The 17,842-nt window shown below is 51.7% G+C and carries 16 protein-coding genes; 13 read left to right on the forward strand and 3 right to left on the reverse strand.

Features of this window, described 5'->3' with window-relative positions; genetic code table 11:
- Positions 1 to 164 precede the first annotated feature (164 nt).
- The 4 genes from ubiD to EL143_RS04995 all read left to right on the forward strand — a co-directional run bounded on the left by ubiD (position 165) and on the right by EL143_RS04995 (position 5,968).
- Entirely contained in the window at positions 165 to 1,643 is a 1,479-nt protein-coding gene (gene ubiD / locus EL143_RS04980; RefSeq protein WP_085416538.1) for a 4-hydroxy-3-polyprenylbenzoate decarboxylase, read from the forward strand.
- A gap of 271 nt (positions 1,644 to 1,914) precedes the next feature.
- Entirely contained in the window at positions 1,915 to 4,476 is a 2,562-nt protein-coding gene (locus EL143_RS04985; protein ID WP_085416485.1) for a M10 family metallopeptidase C-terminal domain-containing protein, read from the forward strand.
- Positions 4,477 to 4,494: 18 nt separating this feature from the next.
- Positions 4,495 to 5,151 (forward strand): hypothetical protein, encoded by a 657-nt coding sequence (locus tag EL143_RS04990; RefSeq protein ID WP_085416486.1) that lies wholly within the window; start codon positions 4,495 to 4,497, stop codon positions 5,149 to 5,151.
- 634 nt (positions 5,152 to 5,785) lie between these two features.
- The gene (locus EL143_RS04995; protein ID WP_085357126.1) at positions 5,786 to 5,968 is read left to right on the forward strand and encodes a hypothetical protein; all 183 of its coding nucleotides are present in this window, start codon (positions 5,786 to 5,788) and stop codon (positions 5,966 to 5,968) included.
- Between the two features lie 76 nt (positions 5,969 to 6,044).
- Here EL143_RS04995 and ubiM read toward each other — a convergent pair whose 3' ends face one another.
- A complete protein-coding gene (ubiM, locus tag EL143_RS05000) occupies positions 6,045 to 7,229 on the reverse strand; it encodes a 5-demethoxyubiquinol-8 5-hydroxylase UbiM (RefSeq protein WP_085416487.1) in 1,185 nt (394 codons plus the stop codon).
- A 275-nt stretch (positions 7,230 to 7,504) separates the two neighbouring features.
- Between ubiM and EL143_RS05005 the strand changes: the two genes are divergently transcribed.
- The 9 genes from EL143_RS05005 (at position 7,505) to EL143_RS05045 (ending at position 15,454) form a co-directional block, all read left to right on the forward strand.
- The gene (locus EL143_RS05005; protein WP_085416488.1) at positions 7,505 to 8,410 is read left to right on the forward strand and encodes an NUDIX hydrolase; all 906 of its coding nucleotides are present in this window, start codon (positions 7,505 to 7,507) and stop codon (positions 8,408 to 8,410) included.
- Positions 8,411 to 8,751: 341 nt separating this feature from the next.
- Positions 8,752 to 9,207 carry a homoprotocatechuate degradation operon regulator HpaR gene (gene hpaR / locus EL143_RS05010; RefSeq protein ID WP_085416489.1) on the forward strand — a complete coding sequence of 152 codons (456 nt, stop codon included), beginning with the start codon at positions 8,752 to 8,754 and terminating at the stop codon, positions 9,205 to 9,207.
- A 10-nt stretch (positions 9,208 to 9,217) separates the two neighbouring features.
- Positions 9,218 to 9,727: a 4-hydroxyphenylacetate 3-monooxygenase, reductase component gene (gene hpaC, locus EL143_RS05015; protein ID WP_085416490.1), complete on the forward strand. Its 510-nt coding sequence runs from the start codon at positions 9,218 to 9,220 to the stop codon at positions 9,725 to 9,727.
- A gap of 507 nt (positions 9,728 to 10,234) precedes the next feature.
- Positions 10,235 to 10,609, forward strand: coding sequence for a hypothetical protein (locus tag EL143_RS05020; RefSeq protein WP_085416491.1), 375 nt, complete (start codon positions 10,235 to 10,237; stop codon positions 10,607 to 10,609).
- Between the two features lie 169 nt (positions 10,610 to 10,778).
- Complete coding sequence (trhP, locus tag EL143_RS05025) at positions 10,779 to 12,134, forward strand: prephenate-dependent tRNA uridine(34) hydroxylase TrhP (protein ID WP_085416492.1); 1,356 nt, start codon at positions 10,779 to 10,781, stop codon at positions 12,132 to 12,134.
- Positions 12,135 to 12,442: 308 nt separating this feature from the next.
- Positions 12,443 to 13,054, forward strand: a complete 612-nt coding sequence (gene nadD, locus EL143_RS05030; RefSeq protein ID WP_085416493.1) for a nicotinate-nucleotide adenylyltransferase — start codon at positions 12,443 to 12,445, stop codon at positions 13,052 to 13,054.
- Positions 13,055 to 13,117: 63 nt separating this feature from the next.
- Positions 13,118 to 13,738 (forward strand): DUF2238 domain-containing protein, encoded by a 621-nt coding sequence (locus EL143_RS05035; protein ID WP_085416494.1) that lies wholly within the window; start codon positions 13,118 to 13,120, stop codon positions 13,736 to 13,738.
- Positions 13,739 to 13,829: 91 nt separating this feature from the next.
- Complete coding sequence (locus tag EL143_RS05040) at positions 13,830 to 14,513, forward strand: lysophospholipid acyltransferase family protein (RefSeq protein WP_085416495.1); 684 nt, start codon at positions 13,830 to 13,832, stop codon at positions 14,511 to 14,513.
- The gene (locus EL143_RS05045; RefSeq protein WP_197719620.1) at positions 14,513 to 15,454 is read left to right on the forward strand and encodes a phosphatidate cytidylyltransferase; all 942 of its coding nucleotides are present in this window, start codon (positions 14,513 to 14,515) and stop codon (positions 15,452 to 15,454) included. The genes EL143_RS05040 and EL143_RS05045 overlap by 1 nt, the downstream gene beginning before the upstream one ends.
- 106 nt (positions 15,455 to 15,560) lie before the next feature.
- Here the strand turns inward: EL143_RS05045 and EL143_RS05050 are convergent, their stop codons facing one another.
- Together EL143_RS05050 and EL143_RS05055 are read right to left on the reverse strand one after the other, a co-directional pair.
- Entirely contained in the window at positions 15,561 to 16,472 is a 912-nt protein-coding gene (locus tag EL143_RS05050) for a c-type cytochrome (protein WP_085416496.1), read from the reverse strand.
- The gene (locus tag EL143_RS05055) at positions 16,465 to 17,817 is read right to left on the reverse strand and encodes a c-type cytochrome (RefSeq protein WP_085416497.1); all 1,353 of its coding nucleotides are present in this window, start codon (positions 17,815 to 17,817) and stop codon (positions 16,465 to 16,467) included. The genes EL143_RS05050 and EL143_RS05055 overlap by 8 nt, the downstream gene beginning before the upstream one ends.
- Between the last annotated feature and the right edge of the window lie 25 nt (positions 17,818 to 17,842).

A 17,842-nucleotide genomic window follows, 5' to 3' on the forward strand; every position in this document is an offset into this window, starting at 1 on the left:
AAGGGGTATACCAAGCACTTGGTTTCGGTTTATGCCGGGATCAAGTGCTTATGTTTGAAGTAGCAAAATTAAAAGTTGCCCGGGCTGAAAACGCTTTTATAATGCCAATTTTTCAGACAGGCCTGTCTGAAAAGTTTCAGACGGCCTTATTTGCAATTCATAATATGAAATACCAAGACTTAAGAGAATTTATCAGCCGGCTTGAGGCGCAGGGGAAGCTCAAGCGCATCGGTTTGCCGGTTTCTCCCCATTTGGAAATGACCGAAATCGCCGACCGCGTGTTGCGCTCCGGCGGGCCGGCGTTATTGTTTGAAAATCCGGTGCGGCAAGACGGCTCGCGTTATGATTTTCCCGTGCTGGCCAATCTGTTCGGCACACCCGAACGGGTGGCGATGGGCATGGGTGCGGCTGATGTGTCGCAATTGCGCGAAATCGGCAAAACGCTGGCTTATCTGAAAGAACCGGAGCCGCCCAAAGGCATTAAAGACGCGTTTTCCAAACTGCCGCTGCTGAAAGATATTTGGAGCATGGCGCCGAATGTGGTGAAAAAAGCGCCGTGCCAAGAAATCGTGATTGAAGGCGACGATGTCGATTTAAGCAAACTGCCGATTCAGCATTGTTGGCCGGAAGACGTTGCGCCGTTGGTAACATGGGGGCTTACCGTTACCCGAGGCCCGCATAAAAAACGCCAGAACTTAGGCATTTACCGCCAACAGCTTATCGGCAAAAACAAGCTGATTATGCGCTGGCTGGCACACCGTGGCGGCGCGTTGGATTTTCAGGCGCATAAAAAAGCCCACCCCGGCGTGCCGTACCCCGTGGCGGTGGTGTTGGGCTGTGATCCGGCCACCATTTTGGGCGCGGTAACGCCGGTGCCGGATACCTTGAGCGAATACCAGTTTGCCGGTTTGCTGCGCGGTTCGCGTACCGAATTGGTGAAATGTATCGGCAATGATTTGCAAGTGCCTGCGCGTGCCGAAATCGTGCTCGAAGGCGTTATCCACCCCGATGAAACCGCGCTGGAAGGGCCTTACGGCGACCACACCGGCTATTACAACGAGCAGGATTGGTTTCCCGTGTTTACGGTGGAACGCATCACCATGCGCGAAAACCCGATTTACCACAGCACTTATACCGGCAAACCGCCCGACGAACCTGCCGTGCTGGGCGTGGCATTGAACGAAGTGTTCGTGCCGCTGTTGCAAAAACAGTTCCCCGAAATCGTCGATTTCTACCTGCCGCCAGAAGGCTGTTCATACCGCATGGCCGTGGTCAGCATCAAAAAGCAATATGCGGGGCACGCCAAGCGGGTGATGATGGGCTGCTGGAGCTTTTTGCGCCAGTTTATGTACACCAAATTCATTGTGGTGGTGGACGACGATGTGGACTGCCGCGACTGGAAAGAAGTGATTTGGGCGATTACCACCCGCATGGACCCCGTGCGCGATACGGTGTTGGTGGAAAACACGCCGATTGATTATCTCGACTTTGCCAGCCCCGTTTCGGGCTTGGGCGGCAAAATGGGCTTGGATGCCACCAACAAATGGCCGGGCGAAACCGACCGCGAATGGGGGCGCGTGATTGAGCGTGACAAAGCCACCGTGGCGAAAGTGGATGCTTTATGGCATGAGTTGGATTTATAGCATGGTATGCAATATGCATATATAAGCCGGTAAGATTTTATTGATGTTTAATAATAAATGCCTGTCTGAAAGTAGGTTTTCAGACAGGCATGATCTTTATTTACGGTTTCGGTTTGCTCTTTGAATATAACTGTATTGAATCGCCGTATATGTTTTTTATTTACAAAAGTCAGCTATGAAGCTGGAAAAATATAACCAACTTAAATAAAATTCGATTTAATTAAAAATGAAACTATTTAGCTGTTTATTTTTATTTCAGAAAGGTATGTTGATGAATAACAATCATAAAGATACAGAGCGCCAAGTAGTGCATGCTTCGGCGGTTGTAGCGGGAAATAGCGGGCAAGTCAATCATCGGGCGGCTGTATCAATCACCGCTCAATCACCGCTGCAAGATGGCGATGAAAGCATCAAAATCGTGCTGGATGCGGGCGAAACCCGTTTGATAAAAGGAAATGTTTTACTGAATGTTGCCAATGCCGCCAACCATCGGGCAAAGGTTTTGGATTTTACTTACGGCGGTAAAACTTACACGGCAGGCGAGTCAACCGGTAATTTTACCCTTAAGGCCGACGGCACTTATGTGCTCTATCATCAATATCAAAACAAAACACCGGGAGAGCCGGTTAACGTGGGCTATACGGTTGGAAGCGGCGGGCAGACAGACCAATCTACGCTGACAATCAACTTTGCAGATACTTATCCGGCCTATCCGGATGCGGATGAAACGGTAAATGCCAAAGGCAGCGTGAGCGGTTCGGTGTTGGAGGGCAAGCTTTATCATTTGGGCAATCCGGTGCAGGAAGTGGCAAGCTATGCGATTAACGGTATGAAATACCAAGCCGGCCAGAAAGCAGCGATTTTCGGGCTGGGCACTTTCGTGCTGAACAAAGATGGCAGCTACCATTTTTCTGTAGAAGGGCAGCGCATTGCATCGGTGAAAATGCCGAAAGTGGAATACACCGTCAACATCCTGACTGAAGAAGGCTTAAAAGCCGATAAATCAACCTTAACCATCAATCTGCCGGCAAACATTGCCGCCAACCATTATGCCGAAGCCGATGCCAAAGCCAATGTGTTTGCCAATCTCAATCAAACCCATGCTTTGGAAAGCCGTATTGAAACCGGCAATCTGCTGGATAAATATGTAGGAAACAACAAGCCTTATATTTCGGGCTTTAGCGTGCGCGGTGTGTATTATGCGGCGGGCGAAACCGTAGAAGTGAAGAATTTGGGCTTGGTTACCATCAACCGTGACGGCTCATATTTTATCAACGCCAAAGATCTGCCGAACAACCGTTGGAAAATGCCTGAAATCGCATTTACCGTGAGCAACGGTTATAAAGCATCCTCTTCGGTGCTGCGTTTGCAGATGGATGAGTTGCCCAAAGACCAAGATGAAAACCACAGGCTCGAAGGTGATGGCGGGCGGAACAATGTGTTGGAGAATGCCAATTATTTCGTAACCGGTTACAAGATTAACGGCGTGGCTTACCGAGTGGATCAAACCGCACAAATCAAAGATATCGGCAGCTTCGTGTTGAATGCGGACGGCAGTTACCATCTGGCGGCAAAAAATGCCCCGATCGGTGTGTGGCAGCTTCCCGAGATTACTTATACCGTAAGCGGTGGTAAGCGGACTAAAGCTTCCAAGTTAAGCCTGGTATTGGATAACACTTCCAAAGCAGGAGTGCTGACCGATGAAGGTGAGGTAAATGATTCCACATCGGGTAGCTACACACAAGGAAATGTGTTGGAAAATGCCAGCAACAAACTGAATGGCAAAGAAGTGGGTAATATCTTTGTAACCGGTTTTGAAGTGAATGGCTTGACTTATCAGCCGGGTGATACGGCGCATTTAAATGCTGGCTCGCTTACATTGAATGCAGATGGTTCTTACGTGTTCCGCAATCATGAACAACTTTACATTGCACCACCTGTGAAATATACAGTAAGTAATGGCGTGAAAAGTGTTGTATCCGAACTTACAATAGCTCTTCCTGATCTCGCTCATTTAGATCCTTACTCTTACCATTACTATGACAATGTATCTATTTGGTCGGGGGACAACCGCAATGGCGTAGTAGTTAAGTTGCAGGGTTATTCAACGGATTCCGGTCTGCTTGTTGGGGATGCTTATAAAATTGCTCCTGCAACTGATAGTTATGCAGAAACAGGGGTTGAAACATTGAATGATTACAGCACTTCCAATGTGTTAATTGGAGATCGGCTGAATATTGATAAGCTAACTTGGGAGTCGGGCGGCGTAACCATTAAAGGTAGTGATTTTGATAATTCGATTGATGGGATTCGTGCCTATCTGAAAACACAAAATGATTACACTTCCGAGCAGTTCAGACAGTCTTTTGATGATTCCTTTCCATTTTTTATGCGTGCAAAAACGATAGATGAAAAAGTACAAGCGATGCAGGACAGGGATGTGTTTAATTATGTGAAAACACATTATGCGGATTTAATCGACACCAATCCGCAAGGCGGCAATGATACGCTAACCGGCAGTCATGAAGACGACATCATCATCGGCAATGCAGGCAATGACACGCTTACCGGTAATCGCGGAAAAGACACTTTTGTGTTCACATTCAACAGCAACAGCGGGCATGACGTAATCACCGATTTCGTAAAAGGCTACGACAAAATCAGCTTCAGCGATGTGGTGGATATGTCCAAACTGATTTGGGAACCGGAAATCAGAACCCTGAAATTCACCGGGGTGCAGGATGGGCATGTGTATGAAAACAGTATTTATATTAAAGACGGATCCGTTGATTTGAAACTGGAAGATTTGTTGGGCACCACTGCCGCAATTTAAGTGAAAACGGAGGAAACAATGGTGAAAAAAATTGCCGCCCTATGCGGCGTTGTATGGTTGCTGGGCGCATGTAGCAATATGCAGCGCGAACACATTACCGTTCAAGGAATGCAGCCGCAAATTCTGCCGCCTTTCGGATTTATGAAGGATGCGCAAGGAGCGCCGCAGGTTGGGCAAGGCAAAGTCGGTTACCGATTTATTTTGTTGGAACCGAACACTGCTGTGATGGCTGCCAGCAAACCTTTCATGCTGGCGCATAGAAGCGGCAATTTGCCGTTTGCCAACGGCAGCGACGGCGTATATTTGGGTGTGACTGATGCCAAAGGTATGACGCCGTTGTTTTTGTTCGAAACGCAAGTGCCGGAAGAGGGCTTTGTTATGCTGGAGCGCATAGGCAAAGGCAACAGCGGCACTTGGTTGAACTTAAGCGACAACGGCAAACCGCTTATCGGTGTGTCTTATACATTGAATGTGTGCGATACCAAGCCTTATCAATACCACGGTGTAACCAACACTCGGGGGCAAACGGTTTATATAGCCGCCGATAAGGGCACTCTCGTTTATATTTCTCCTTATACGGAGGATGAAGCTGACCGGAAAGCGGTGTTGGCAAATTATTGTTCCGCAAAGAAAAGCGTATCGAGGCAAACGGTGAAAGCGACTAAGGGCCAATAAGCAGTGTTAAATTGATTTAAATCGTAAACACACAGGCAGTATTGAGAAACCGCCTGTGTGTTTTTTGGTTTGTTTTATTTTGTTTTCGCAGTAAGTAATTATTTTCATGGGTATATTCATTTGGCAATGGCTTCATGAAATTAAATAAATAAGATTACTATTTGATTTGAGTCAAGGCGATGGGGTTTTATAGGTAAATGTGTAGGGAAACTCATACAGAATTTGGCATGTATCAAGTAATCATGGGTAAAAAAATGTATGTGAATCAATAAGTGTTTTTCATCTGATTTGCATATTTTCAGAGCTGGCAAAGGATTGGCGGGTTAAGTTTATGTTGTTTGTGTTTTTTGTTTTAGTAACTTATGTTATTGTATTTTTTGGTTATTGAACTGTTTGTATGCTCTCGGGTCTGAAGGAGTATACAAAAAATATAATATAGTCACATCAATGATAAAATTAACAAAAATTATCTACATATGTGATATTTCTAAACAGTTTTTGTTGGTATAGTTACAACCTACACATTCGGTAGTTTTATTTCACCTGTTTGCGGTAGTTTTGTTTCTGATATGCCATCAAACTTGAAGAAGCAAACAAAACCATAATTCTGTAAAGAGTAAAGAAAGGAAGCAGTATGACCTATCAATACATTGATAAAAATCAAGAAATTGTTTGTGAGAAGCAGTTGCTTGATGCCGCTGGTTCCTCTGCTGATGATGTGCAGGGAGCAAGTATGTCTTGGGACATTATGGGCGGTAACGGGCCGATCAGCCAAACTTATTTTGGTGATTTCTTTCCCATGCAAGCTGCCGGTTAAATACCGTAGCTGCCAGTGTAATATAAAAAATGCCTGTCTGAACTTTCAGACAGGCATTTATGTTGTGTAAAACGGTTTAGCCGGTTAGCTGGCGGGTAATCAGCTTCTTTAGCGGAGGCAGGTTGTTACTCACACGTAATACAAGGCCGCGCAAGAGTTTAGCAGGCGCGGTTTCGTTCGTAAACAGACGCACCATGGCATTGGTGCCGTGGTAAAGGGGGCGGGTGTTGAGCTGGTGTTTGGTGTTATAGCTTTCCAGAATAGTTGAAGCGCCGATATCTTGCCCTGCTTTGGCGGCGTTGCTAATCAGTTTGCCCAGAATATCCGCGCTTTCCAAGCCGAGGTTGAAGCCGTGGGCGGTAACGGGATGCATGCCTACGGCTGCGTCGCCGATAAGGGCGGCGCGGGTGGTGCAGAATTTGTTGGCATGTACGCCGACCAGCGGGTAGGTATGGGTGGTGCCGGCCACTTCCATTTTGCCAAGTTTTCCGTTGAGCTGTTGTTCGATGTCGGCGGAAAAGGCTTCGGGTGTAAGGGAAAGTATGGAATCTGCGCGGTCGTTGTCGATGGTAATCACGCAGTTGGTCAGGTGTGCTTCAAGCGGCAAAAGGGCAAGTGTTCGGCCGTATTGAAAATATTCTACGGCGGTGTGTTCGTTGGAGTGTTCGTGCTTGAAGCGGCACACGATTACGCTGCGGCCGAAATCGTGCATATCGCACGAGATGCCGAGTTGGCGGCGGGTTTGTGAAAAGCGGCTGTCGGCGGCAACCAAAAGGCGGGCGCTTAGGGTTTGGCCGTTGTCGAGAAGAATGCGTGCTTCTTCTGCGGTGGTTTTGGCTTCTTTAACGCCTACACCGCAAATAATTTCTACGTTGTTCTGCCCGGCCACGGCTTCATAGGCGGCTTTCCGGATATTGTGGTTGGAAATCAGGTTGCCTAAGCGGTCGGTTTTTCCGCCCCGCGCTTGCGAAGGCTGGGGGAAATAAAGTTGGTAGGAAGCATCGCCGTTCCAAACTTTGGCATCTTTCAGCCGGTAGATTTCATTTTCGGGGATGCGCTGCCATATGCCGAGTTTTTCCAGAATTTCTTTGGACAAATGGGTCAATGCGATTTCCCGGCCGTCGTAAGCCGGGTTTTGGATGCTCTCAAGCGGGCTTTTTTCGATGATGGTAATGCGCAGACCGCTGTCGGCCAGGGTGCGGGCGAAGCTTAAACCGGCAGGGCCGGCGCCGACGATGATGATGTCGCTGGAGGGCGTCATGGCATGATCCTTGTGTTTCAGTAATAGGAAAAGATATATTTAAGGATAGCAAAAAGTTGCAGCGGGTGCGAATATTTAAAACGGGGAATACGGAATATGGCCGGATAGCCCGAAAGCGGTAAAGGTATTCTGATTAAAAATGCCTGTCTGAACGCATCGGTTTCTCAAAAACCTGCGAGACTTGTTTTCAGACAGGCATTGCGAACGGCATTTTTGTTATAGTATGTCTTACATTCGATGAGAAGAATGGCATTTTGAAAGGGCATAAAAATTATATGGGCACGTTTCGTTTTTCACGCGCATTCACGGAGGCGGAGCAGGATAAGCTGTTGCAGCAGATAAACGGCAGGTTTGCTTTCGAGCGCGGCGAATGGCTGGTTTTGAAACTCAACGGCCTGCCTTTGGGGTTTATCCGCGAACGCTGGTGCAAGCTGCTGGAGCGCGACTGGCAGGGCAGTGCGGGGCGTGAGGACGGCGCATTGAATCTGATTAGCCAAGATTGGTTGGCTATGGGCGATGCTTTGCAGACTATCACGCAGGGCTGGCATGCGCAGGGCGAGTTTCATGGTTGGCGCAACGAGCAATTCGATGTGTGTAACGGGCAAGGGCAGTTTTTGTTTGCGCTGGAGCGCTCTGCCTTCCGGCCTTTGGGGCTGCTCAGCCATGCGGTGCATATCAACGGCTTGGCTCGGCGCAATGGTGAAACCTGCTTTTGGATAGGGCGCAGAAGCCCTTTGAAAGCGGTAGACCCCGATAAGTTTGACAATATGGTGGGCGGAGGCATTGCCTGCGGCGAGTCGATTGAAGAAGCCATGTTGCGCGAAGGTCGGGAAGAAGCGGGGTTGGACGAACATTTGCTGGAAAACGCAGTTTGCCAAAGCCGCCTGCTCAGCTTGCGCAGCGTGCCGCGCGGGCTCCACCGCGAGTGGCTGCACATTTTCGACGTGGCGCTGCAAGAAGGTGTGCAGCCTGAAAATCAGGATGGCGAAGTAGCCGAGTTCCGCTTGATGGGCATTGACGAATTAATGGAAGCGATGGCCGCCGGTCTGTTTATGAACGATGCAATGGTGGCCACGCTGGATTGCTGCAAACGGCACGGCCTGATTGATGCGTCGCATCCGTTGGGCGGGCTTCTAACGAGTATGCAGACGGCGGTTTTGATTGAGCCGGCGCAAATATAAACAAAAAACTGTTTTCAGACAGGCATAGCTTTTCAGGATTGTGTAGAATTACGGGGTGGAATTTCCACCGATTGCTACGGGCAAACCCTGTGTTGGGTCAGTATCCTCGCCGCCTGAGCCGACTTGCCGGAAATCAGCCTTATCCGAATCCTGTCTGAAAAAGCACAGCGGTCGGCAAGCGGTTTGAAATGAACAAACAGGATTGCCGGAGCCGTTTGCGGTATGATTGCGCGACTGTAACTTTATGATTAGCCGCCGATATCGGGAAACACGGCGGCAAAACATCTATGAAACAGCCCGGGCTGTGTAGCGGCTTAAGGGCAAGCAAGGAAGCCGGATTTATGAACACTCCGTCAAAACATGCGTCTATCAGTATCAGTTTGGTTCAAGCGCGCGAAGCGCTGATGAACCAATTCCGTCCTATTTTGAATGCGGCCGGTGTAACCGACCAGCAATGGCGTATCATACGTCTGCTGGCGGAACAAGGTACGCTGGATTTCCAAGACCTCGCCGAGCAGGCCTGCATCCTGCGCCCCAGCCTTACCGGAATTTTGTCCCGCTTGGAAAAAGTGGGTTTGGTCATCCGACTGAAGCCTTTAAACGACCAACGCAGGGTGTTTTTAAAGTTGACCGGAGAGGGCGAGCGGCTTTACCACGAAACCCGTGCAAAAGTGGACGAACGTTATGACGTTATCGAAACCATGATTTCGCGTGAGAAATTGCAACAATTGCAAACCCTGCTTGGCGAACTCAAAGGCCTTGGTAAAGACAAGGCCGGGCAATCCGACGAGGGCTGATGCAGCAGACATGAGCCAGGAAGCATCTATTCCTCAGCAGGATTTCAGAAACGCCATGTCGGTGTGCGCCGCAGGCGTGCACGTGATTACCACCGACGGCGCGGCAGGGCGTTACGGCATTACCATGACGGCGGTGTCGTCGGTAACCGATACGCCGCCGACCCTGATTCTCTGTATCAACCGGCGCTCGCTGATTCTGCCGGTTTTATTGGAAAACGGCAGATTGTGCGTGAACGTGTTGGCGGCAAACCAGCAGGATGTGGCCGAGCATTTTGCCGGCATGACGAAACTGTCGCCCGAGGAGCGCTTTGAATACCATATTTGGCACCGCGGCAGCACGGGGCAGCTTCAGGTTGAAGGTGCGCTGGCGCATCTGCACGGCAAAGTGGTGCAGAACCAAACGGTCGGCACGCATGAAGTGTTTTTCGTTGAAATCGAAGAAATCCATGTGCATCAGAAAGAATTGGATAACGAACCCGCGCTGGTGTATTTCCGCCGCCAATTCGGCGGTTTGAGTTGAAACGTGCTGCTGAGACCGCATTTGCGGTCTTTTTGTTTGGACGTGGGAAAAGAGCACAATGCCTGTCTGAAAGCGGTTTTCAGACAGGCATTGTTGTGTGGTGCTCGGATTGTTTTTTGGCTTTTGCGGTATGTCGTGCGCTTTTGTTGTACGTTACAAGGCTAAGGTGGAACTTATATAGTGAATCAACTTAAAAAATAATACGCTCGTCATACTCGGGCTTGAGCCGGGTATCTCCTAAATTTACTGGAGTTTGAGATACTCGACTCAAGCCCGAGTATGACGGTATCGTTATTAAACTTAAGTAAATTGACTATATGACTGCCGCGGTGTTTGTCAAATGCTTGACCCAACATAAGTTTATTTGTCAGAACCGAAATGCAAACGGTAAATATGCGGTAGAATGGTTCAAAGTTTTGTGATGTCGGCAATCGGCGGATGCCTGTCTGAAAATAACAATACAGTAAGCCTAGCCTACCCGTTGCCGACGGTTTTAGGGAGAAAATGATGAAACATTTATTGCCACTCGGTTTAATCTTACTTCTGGCCGCCTGCGCCGTAACGCCGGAACAAAGGGCGCGACGCGCCGCAGAGCAGAAGCGCTATGAGCAGCAACTGCAAGTAGCTTTGGCAGCGCAGTGCGACAAAGACACGGCGGAGCTGATGGAGCGCAAATTCAACGGCGATACCGGCGAAACCGAGCAGGAGCGCAAAGCATTCCGCTTGAAATACATCGATAAAACCAGCGACAAACTGTTTCAATCGTGTTACCGGCTGGCATGGGAAAACCACATCAACCAGCGCCGTTTGGAGCAGGCCGAACGCTGGCGCGACCGTTACGACGACTGGTATTGGGGTCCGCGCCCTTACTGGTGGTGGTAGCCGCCGGCGGGTAGCCCATGCCTGTCTGAAAACGGCTCAACGGTTTTCAGACAGGCATGGCGAAAGCCATTTGACCGGCATCAAAAAAAAGCGGATAATCCGCAGCAATTCAAACATTTAAGGCAGCCCGAACCGGCTGCCTAAAACTATTCTAACCAAGCAGAATCCTATGAAATCACCAGAACTACTCCTTCCCGCCGGCGGCCTTGAGCGCATGCGCGCCGCGTTTGATTACGGCGCCGATGCCGTGTATGCCGGCAGCCCGCGCTACTCCCTTCGCGCACGAAACAACGAATTTGCCAAACTGCCCGTGTTGGAGCAGGGCATCAGCGAAGCACATGCGCGCGGCAAGAAATTTTTCTTAACCGTGAATACCCTGCCGCACAATTCCAAGCTGAAAACCTTTATCGCCGACATGGAGCCGCTGATTGCCATGAAGCCCGACGCGCTGATTATGGCCGACCCCGGGCTGATTATGCAGGTGCGCGAAAAATGGCCGGAAATGCCGATACACCTTTCCGTGCAAGCCAACACCACCAACTATTGGGGCGTGCAGTTTTGGCAGAAAATCGGCGTGGAGCGGATTATCCTCTCGCGCGAACTGAGCATGGAAGAAATCGCCGAAATCCGCCAAGAGTGCCCCGATATCGAATTGGAAGTGTTCGTGCACGGCGCATTGTGCATCGCCTATTCCGGCCGCTGCCTGCTTTCCGGCTATTTCAACCACCGCGACCCCAACCAAGGCACCTGCACCAACGCCTGCCGCTGGGATTATAAAGTGCACGCAGCCGAAACCGACGAAATGGGCGACAGCAAACTGCTGCAAGGCTTCGATTTCAACCGCGCGCAAGAAGAAGCCAATGCCGCTTTTGAAGGCATCAACGGCCAGCAGCGCCACCCGCTTGCCGACAAAGTGTTCCTGATTGAAGAGGCCAACCGCCCGGGCAGCCTGCTGCCGATTATGGAAGACGAACACGGCACTTATATTATGAATTCCAAAGACTTGCGCGCCATCGAGCAGATTGCCAAACTGGCCGAAATCGGCGTGGACAGCCTGAAAGTGGAAGGGCGTACCAAGTCGGTTTACTACGTTGCCCGCGTGGCGCAGGCCTACCGCAAAGCGATTGACGATGCCGTGGCCGGCAAGCCGTTTGATTACAGCCTGCTGGCCGAGCTGGAAGGGCTGGCCAACCGCGGCTACACTTCCGGCTTTTTGGAGCGCCACCAAACGCAGGATTATCAAAACTACCTCAGCGGTCATTCTTTGGCCAAGCAAAGCCAGTTTGTCGGCCAAGTGATTGAAATCGATGAAGCGGGCTGGGCGACCGTGGATGTGAAAAACCGCTTTGCCGTGGGGGATACGATTGAAATCATTCATCCGCAGGGCAATCAAACGCTGGTGCTGGAGGAGATGACGCGAAAAGGCAAAACCATAGACGTGGCGCCGGGCAACGGCATTCAGGTGAAAATCCCGCATATGCAGGGTAAGGACAATGCGTTGATTGCCCGCGTGGTGAAACCTTAATAGTTGGTTGGTGTATTTAAGAATGCCTGTCTGAAAAGCTTTTCAGACAGGCATTGTCCTATATAGTCAATCCACTTAAAAATAGTACATTCGCCATACTCGGGTCAAGCCCGAGCATGACGGTATCGTTATTAAACTTAAGTGAATTGACTATAGGCATGAAACTTAACAAACCACATATCACACACAGCCAGCCGCTGCCCTACCGGTTTTTATTAAGCTCAGTCGTTTTAAGTTTATAATTCACACCGATTTACACTAATTTACAGATATAATGCCTGTCTGAAAACCGACAAAGGATTCTGAAAATGAAAAAACTCGGCCTGTTTGGCGGCACGTTCGACCCCATACACAACGGCCATCTGCACATTGCCCGCGCGTTTGCCGACGAGCTCGGTTTGGATACTGTGGTGTTTCTGCCCGCGGGAGACCCCTACCACAAAGACACAAGCCGCACGCCGGCCAAGCACCGTATGGCGATGACCGAGCTTGCGATTGCCGATGACGAACGCTTTGCCGTGAGCGATTGCGACATTGTGCGCGAGGGCGCGACTTACACATTCGATACCGTTCAGATTTTCCGCCAGCAGTTTCCGCAAACCAAGCTTTACTGGCTGATGGGCATGGACAGTTTGTTGCAGCTGCACACTTGGAGCCGCTGGCAATCATTGGTGAAACTGGCAGACATCGCCGTGGCGGCGCGCGGCAGCGATCAGCTCAACCACGCGCCCAAAGAGCTGCACGAATGGTTGGGGCGGGCGCTGCAAGAGGGCAGCCTGCATTTGCTGAAAGCGCCGTTGAGCAACATCAGCTCTACCGAAATCCGCAAGAAAGCGCGCGCCGGCGAGAGCATGGCAGGCATGGTCGACCGCAGGGTTGAGCGCTATATCGCGCAGCACGGGCTGTATCGGGGCAGTTAAACCGCTTATAAAAAAGTATTTTCAAACCCGGCTGCGGCGGGGTGTTTTCCTAAGGAGAATTTTATGCAGGGGCGTTCTTGGGCGTTTCCATTATTGATTGCGGCCGTCGTGGCTGCAGTGGCAGTGTGGTCGGGCTGGGCGCCGTCAGACCGTGCGGTGTGGTGGGCGGAAGTGATTCCGGTGTTTGCGGTGTTCGGCTGGCTGGTATTTACCTGCCGCCGCTTCCGCTTCAGCAATCCGGCGTATTTGTTTATGAGCGGCTGGATGGTGATGCATCTGGTGGGCGCGCATTACACGTTTGCCGATGTGCCGTTTGATTGGGCAAACCGCATTTTGTCGCCGCTGTTGGGCGAAGGGCGCAACCATTTCGACAGGGTGGGGCATTACATTATCGGCTTTTATGCGTATCCGATGGCCGAATGGCTGATGCGCCGCCGCATGTGCAGCATGAAGCTGGCGTTTTTCTTCTCGCTCTTTTTCATTATGGGCGTGGCGGCGGCATATGAAATTATCGAATGGCAGTATGCCGTGATCGAAGGCGGCAACGCCGGCGTTGAATTTCTCGGCTCCCAAGGGGATATTTGGGATGCACAAAAAGACATGCTGGCCGATACTTTGGGCGCGCTAACCGCTCTGACGGTTTATCTGCTTGTGCGGCCCGATAAAAAGTTGGGGGCGGTTTGACAACCGGTCAGCTTATTTGAAGCGAGGCGGAAAAAAGCTTATGGCCAAGGCCTGCCATGCCTGTCTGAAAACACAATAAAGAGGAAAACCGATGAATATAGCCAAACAACCATTGGCTTGGCTCACAGACCAAGCGTTGTGCCTGTTCGTTTCATTCTTAACCGGCGTGCGCCCCAAATCTTCGCGCGAGCTGGATTTCAATCCGCAGCAGAAAGTTTATTATGCCAACCACGGCAGCCACGGCGATTTCGTGCTGGTGTGGATTTCCCTGCCGCGCCGTTGGCGCACGGGCACGCGCCCCGTGGCCGGCGCGGATTATTGGCTGGGCAACCGTTTCAAGCGCTTTATTATCCAAAACGTGTTCAACGCTTTGTTGATTCCGCGCAACAGCGACAATCCGCAAGCGGTTACCGAGCAGATGAGCCAAGCGCTGCATGGCGGCGATTCGCTGATTATCTTTCCCGAAGGCACCCGCAACACCGACGACAAAACGGTTCTTCTGCCTTTTAAAACCGGCATCTACCATCTGGCCAAAGCCAAACCCGATACCGAATTCGTGCCTTTATGGATTAACAATATCAGCCGTGTGCTGCCCAAAGGCAAAATCCTGCCCGTGCCGCTTTTGTGCGATGTGAACATCGGCAGCCCGTTGCGGCTGGAGAGCGGTGAAGACAAGCAGGCTTTTCTCGAGCGGACACGCAACGCCTTGCTGGCGCTTGCGCCCAAAGATGCGCAGGAAGCCGCGGCGAAACACCCAGAGAAAGGGGAAAACTGATGATGATGGTTCCGCAGGCCGGCTGGATTTTTGCCGGTGTGTTTATGGTGCTGGTGGTTGCCAGCGCAATCGGGCAATGGCTCAAACGCAAGCATGGTGCCGACAATGCCACCATCACCAATCTGAATGCGCGGATTTATGCTTGGTGGATTATGACGCTGGTGTTGCTGGCGGCATTCGTGTTCGGCAGGGCAGGCACGACCATCTTGTTTTTCCTGATTTCCTTTGCCGCGTTGCGCGAATTTATGACTTTGGTTTACCGCCGCCGCAGCGATTATTACAGCATGGCCGCCTGCTTTTATGTGTTGCTGCCCGTGCAATATTATTTTGTGTTCGACCAATGGTACGGCATGTTTTCCGTTTTTATCCCGATTTACGGGTTTCTTTTGCTGCCGATTATCGCCAGCATGAGCGGCAACACGGAAAACTTCCTCGAACGCACGGCGAAAACGCAATGGATGGCGATGATCTGCATTTTCTGCCTCTCGCATGTGCCCGCGCTCCTGTTTCTCAATCTTGACGGTTTTGCCAACCAAAACAATATCCTGCTGCTGATTTTCATGATCGGCGTGGTGCAGGCCAGCGATGTGCTGCAATATGTTTGGGGCAAGCTGGTCGGCGGCCCGAAAATCATGCCTGCGCTGTCGCCGTCCAAAACCGTGTCCGGCACAGTAGGCGGCATTGCTTCCGCCACTTTGCTGGCCGCGTTGATGGCGCCGATTACCCCGTTCACCGCCTGGCAGGCCGCTGGCATCGGCTTGGTGGTGTGTTTGATGGGCTTTTTCGGCGGTTTGGTGATGTCGGCCATCAAACGCGATCACGGTGTGAAAGACTGGGGCAATATGATTCAGGGGCACGGCGGTATGCTCGACCGTGTGGATTCCATCTGCTTTGCCGCGCCGGTGTTTTTCCATATCGTGCGCTACTTCTGGCACGGTTGAATCAGCCTTGTATTAAAAATGGGTTGATTGAAGGCTATATAAGGCAATGCCTGTCTGAAAACGGTTTTCAGACAGGCATTCTTTATGTTGCCAAGCGTTGCTGCACTCAATAACGTGCATCTTTCGGCTTGTCGCCTTTAGGCCAGTCGTTTACCTTGCCGGCGAAATCGGAGCGCGGTTGGTGGGTGAAATATTCGGCAATGTCCACTGCGTCCTGATCGTTCAACACACCTCCCTCGCCCCACATGCCGTGCATTTGCGCGCCCATCGGCATGGCGGCTTTGATAAAGGCGGCGGCTTTGTAAGTGCGTGCCATGCCTGCGCCTATGTTGAAGGATTCGTCGCCCCACAAAGGCGGGAAGGCGTAGCTGCCGGTGCCGTCGCGCTTGCCTTCGCCGTTACTGCCGTGGCAGGTGGCGCAGTGTTGGGCGTAGAGCTGTTTGCCGCGCTCGGGATTGGGCACGAGTTGGGTGTCGATAGGTACGGCGTTTACGATATCGACGCGCTGCCCTTTGGGTACATCTTGGCTCACCCATTTGATGTAGGCGAGCATGGCCTGCATAGCTTCGCTGTCTTTGGCCAGCGGTTTGCCGTTCATAGAGCGCTGGAAGCAGCCGTTGATGCGGCCGGCCAAATCAATTTCTTTGCCGGGGCGCGGCATTACGCGCGGATAACGGTTGTAAGTGTTGATATAAGGGTTGCCGCCGGGCACTTTGCCTTGCGCGATGTGGCAGCTGCTGCAGTTCATGTGGCTGCCCACATGCTCGGGCAGCAGGCGTTTGGTGTCGTTCATCAGCCGTTGGCCGAGGCGGATTTGCTCGGCATTGGGTTGTTTCTCGATATCGCTGTCAGGCAGCACAATGTATTCGCCGACTACTTTTTTACGCTCGCCCTCGCCGGTAACGACGGGGTAGCGGCCGGGTTTCTTTGCGGCTTCCGCCTGTTGGGTTGCCGGTTCGCTGCATGCGGTTAGGCCGAGTCCGAAAATGACGGCGGCCAGTATGGCGTGTTTATTCATGATGCGCTCCTGCTGAGGCTTGCGGAACAAAATTCGGTGCTTTGCCGTTGACGAAACCGCGGATTTCGGCTACTTCTTTCCGGCTCACTTCGGGCGCCTGATTGCTCCAGCCGTTGCGTACAAAATTCACCAGATCGGTAATGTCTTCATCGCTTAAATGTTTGAAAGCGGGCATGCTGAATGTCATTGCGTCATGCCGGCTGTCGGGCGTGCGGCCGCCTTCCAGCGTAACCTGAATCACCGATTGGGGGTGTTTGGAATAAACTGCGCTGTTTTGGTTTAACGCAGGGAAAATGCGTGCCACACCGTTGCCGTCGGCGCGGTGGCAGGCCATGCAGTGCTCGGCGTAGAGCAGCGCACCCCGGCTGTTGTATTTGCCGCTGCGCAGCATGGCGGTGGTGGTGTCCTGCTTCGCAGGCAGCGTGGCTTCCTGATGCGGTGCAGGCGGCAGGGTTTTCAGATAGGCAGCCATGGCCTGAATGTCTTCCGGCTTCCAGTAGCGCGTGCTGTGTTCCACCACTTCGGCCATCGCGCCGAAAGCGGCGCTGCGTTCGGTGCGGCCGCTGGCGAAAAAGTCGGCCAGCTCTTCGGTTTTCCAGGAGGCCAAACCGCGTGCATTGCCGCGCAGGCTTTTGGCGCGCCAGCCGTCAATCACGGCACCGCTGAGGAAATGCTGCCCGTCTTCGCTCAAGGCTTTTTCCTGATAAGCCACGCCGCGCGGTGTGTGGCAGGCGCCGCAGTGGCCGGGGCCTTCTACCAGATATTTGCCGCGGTTGATTTGTGCATTGTGGCGTTTGTCTGCTACAAAATCACGCTGGGGCGCAAACCATGCCTGCCAGTAAGCCAGCGGCCAGCGCCAGTTTAAAACGGGCGGGATGGTGCTGGCGGCGTTTTCCTGTTTCACGGGTTGGACGCCTTTCATGAAATAAGCATAGAGCGCCTGTATTTCGTCATCGGGCATAATGGCGTAAGACAAATAAGGCATGGCGGGATAAAGCGGCGTGCCGTCGACACGGATGCCGTGTTGCAAGGCTGCTTTAAACTGGGCATAGCTGTATGAGCCTATGCCGGTTTCTTTGTCGGGCGTGATGTTGGTGCTGTAAATCGCGCCCAGTGGCGTCTGCATCGCCAAGCCGCCTGCATAGGGTTGGCTGGAAGGCGCGGTGTGGCAGGCGAAGCAGTCGGAAAGCCTCGCTACATATTCGCCGCGCCGGATGGTTTCTTCGTTGAATTCGACGGCAGTTTGACCCGCTTCGCCTTGCTGCCGGGTAAGCCATTTACTGCCACCATAGGCTCCACCCAGCAATACAACCGCAAGCAAAACGGTTTTGCTGAACGTGTTCATGGTGTTCCTTCACTGTTTCTCTTGT

The sequence above is a fragment of the Neisseria canis genome, from assembly GCF_900636765.1.
GTDB classification, from domain to species: domain Bacteria; phylum Pseudomonadota; class Gammaproteobacteria; order Burkholderiales; family Neisseriaceae; genus Neisseria; species Neisseria canis.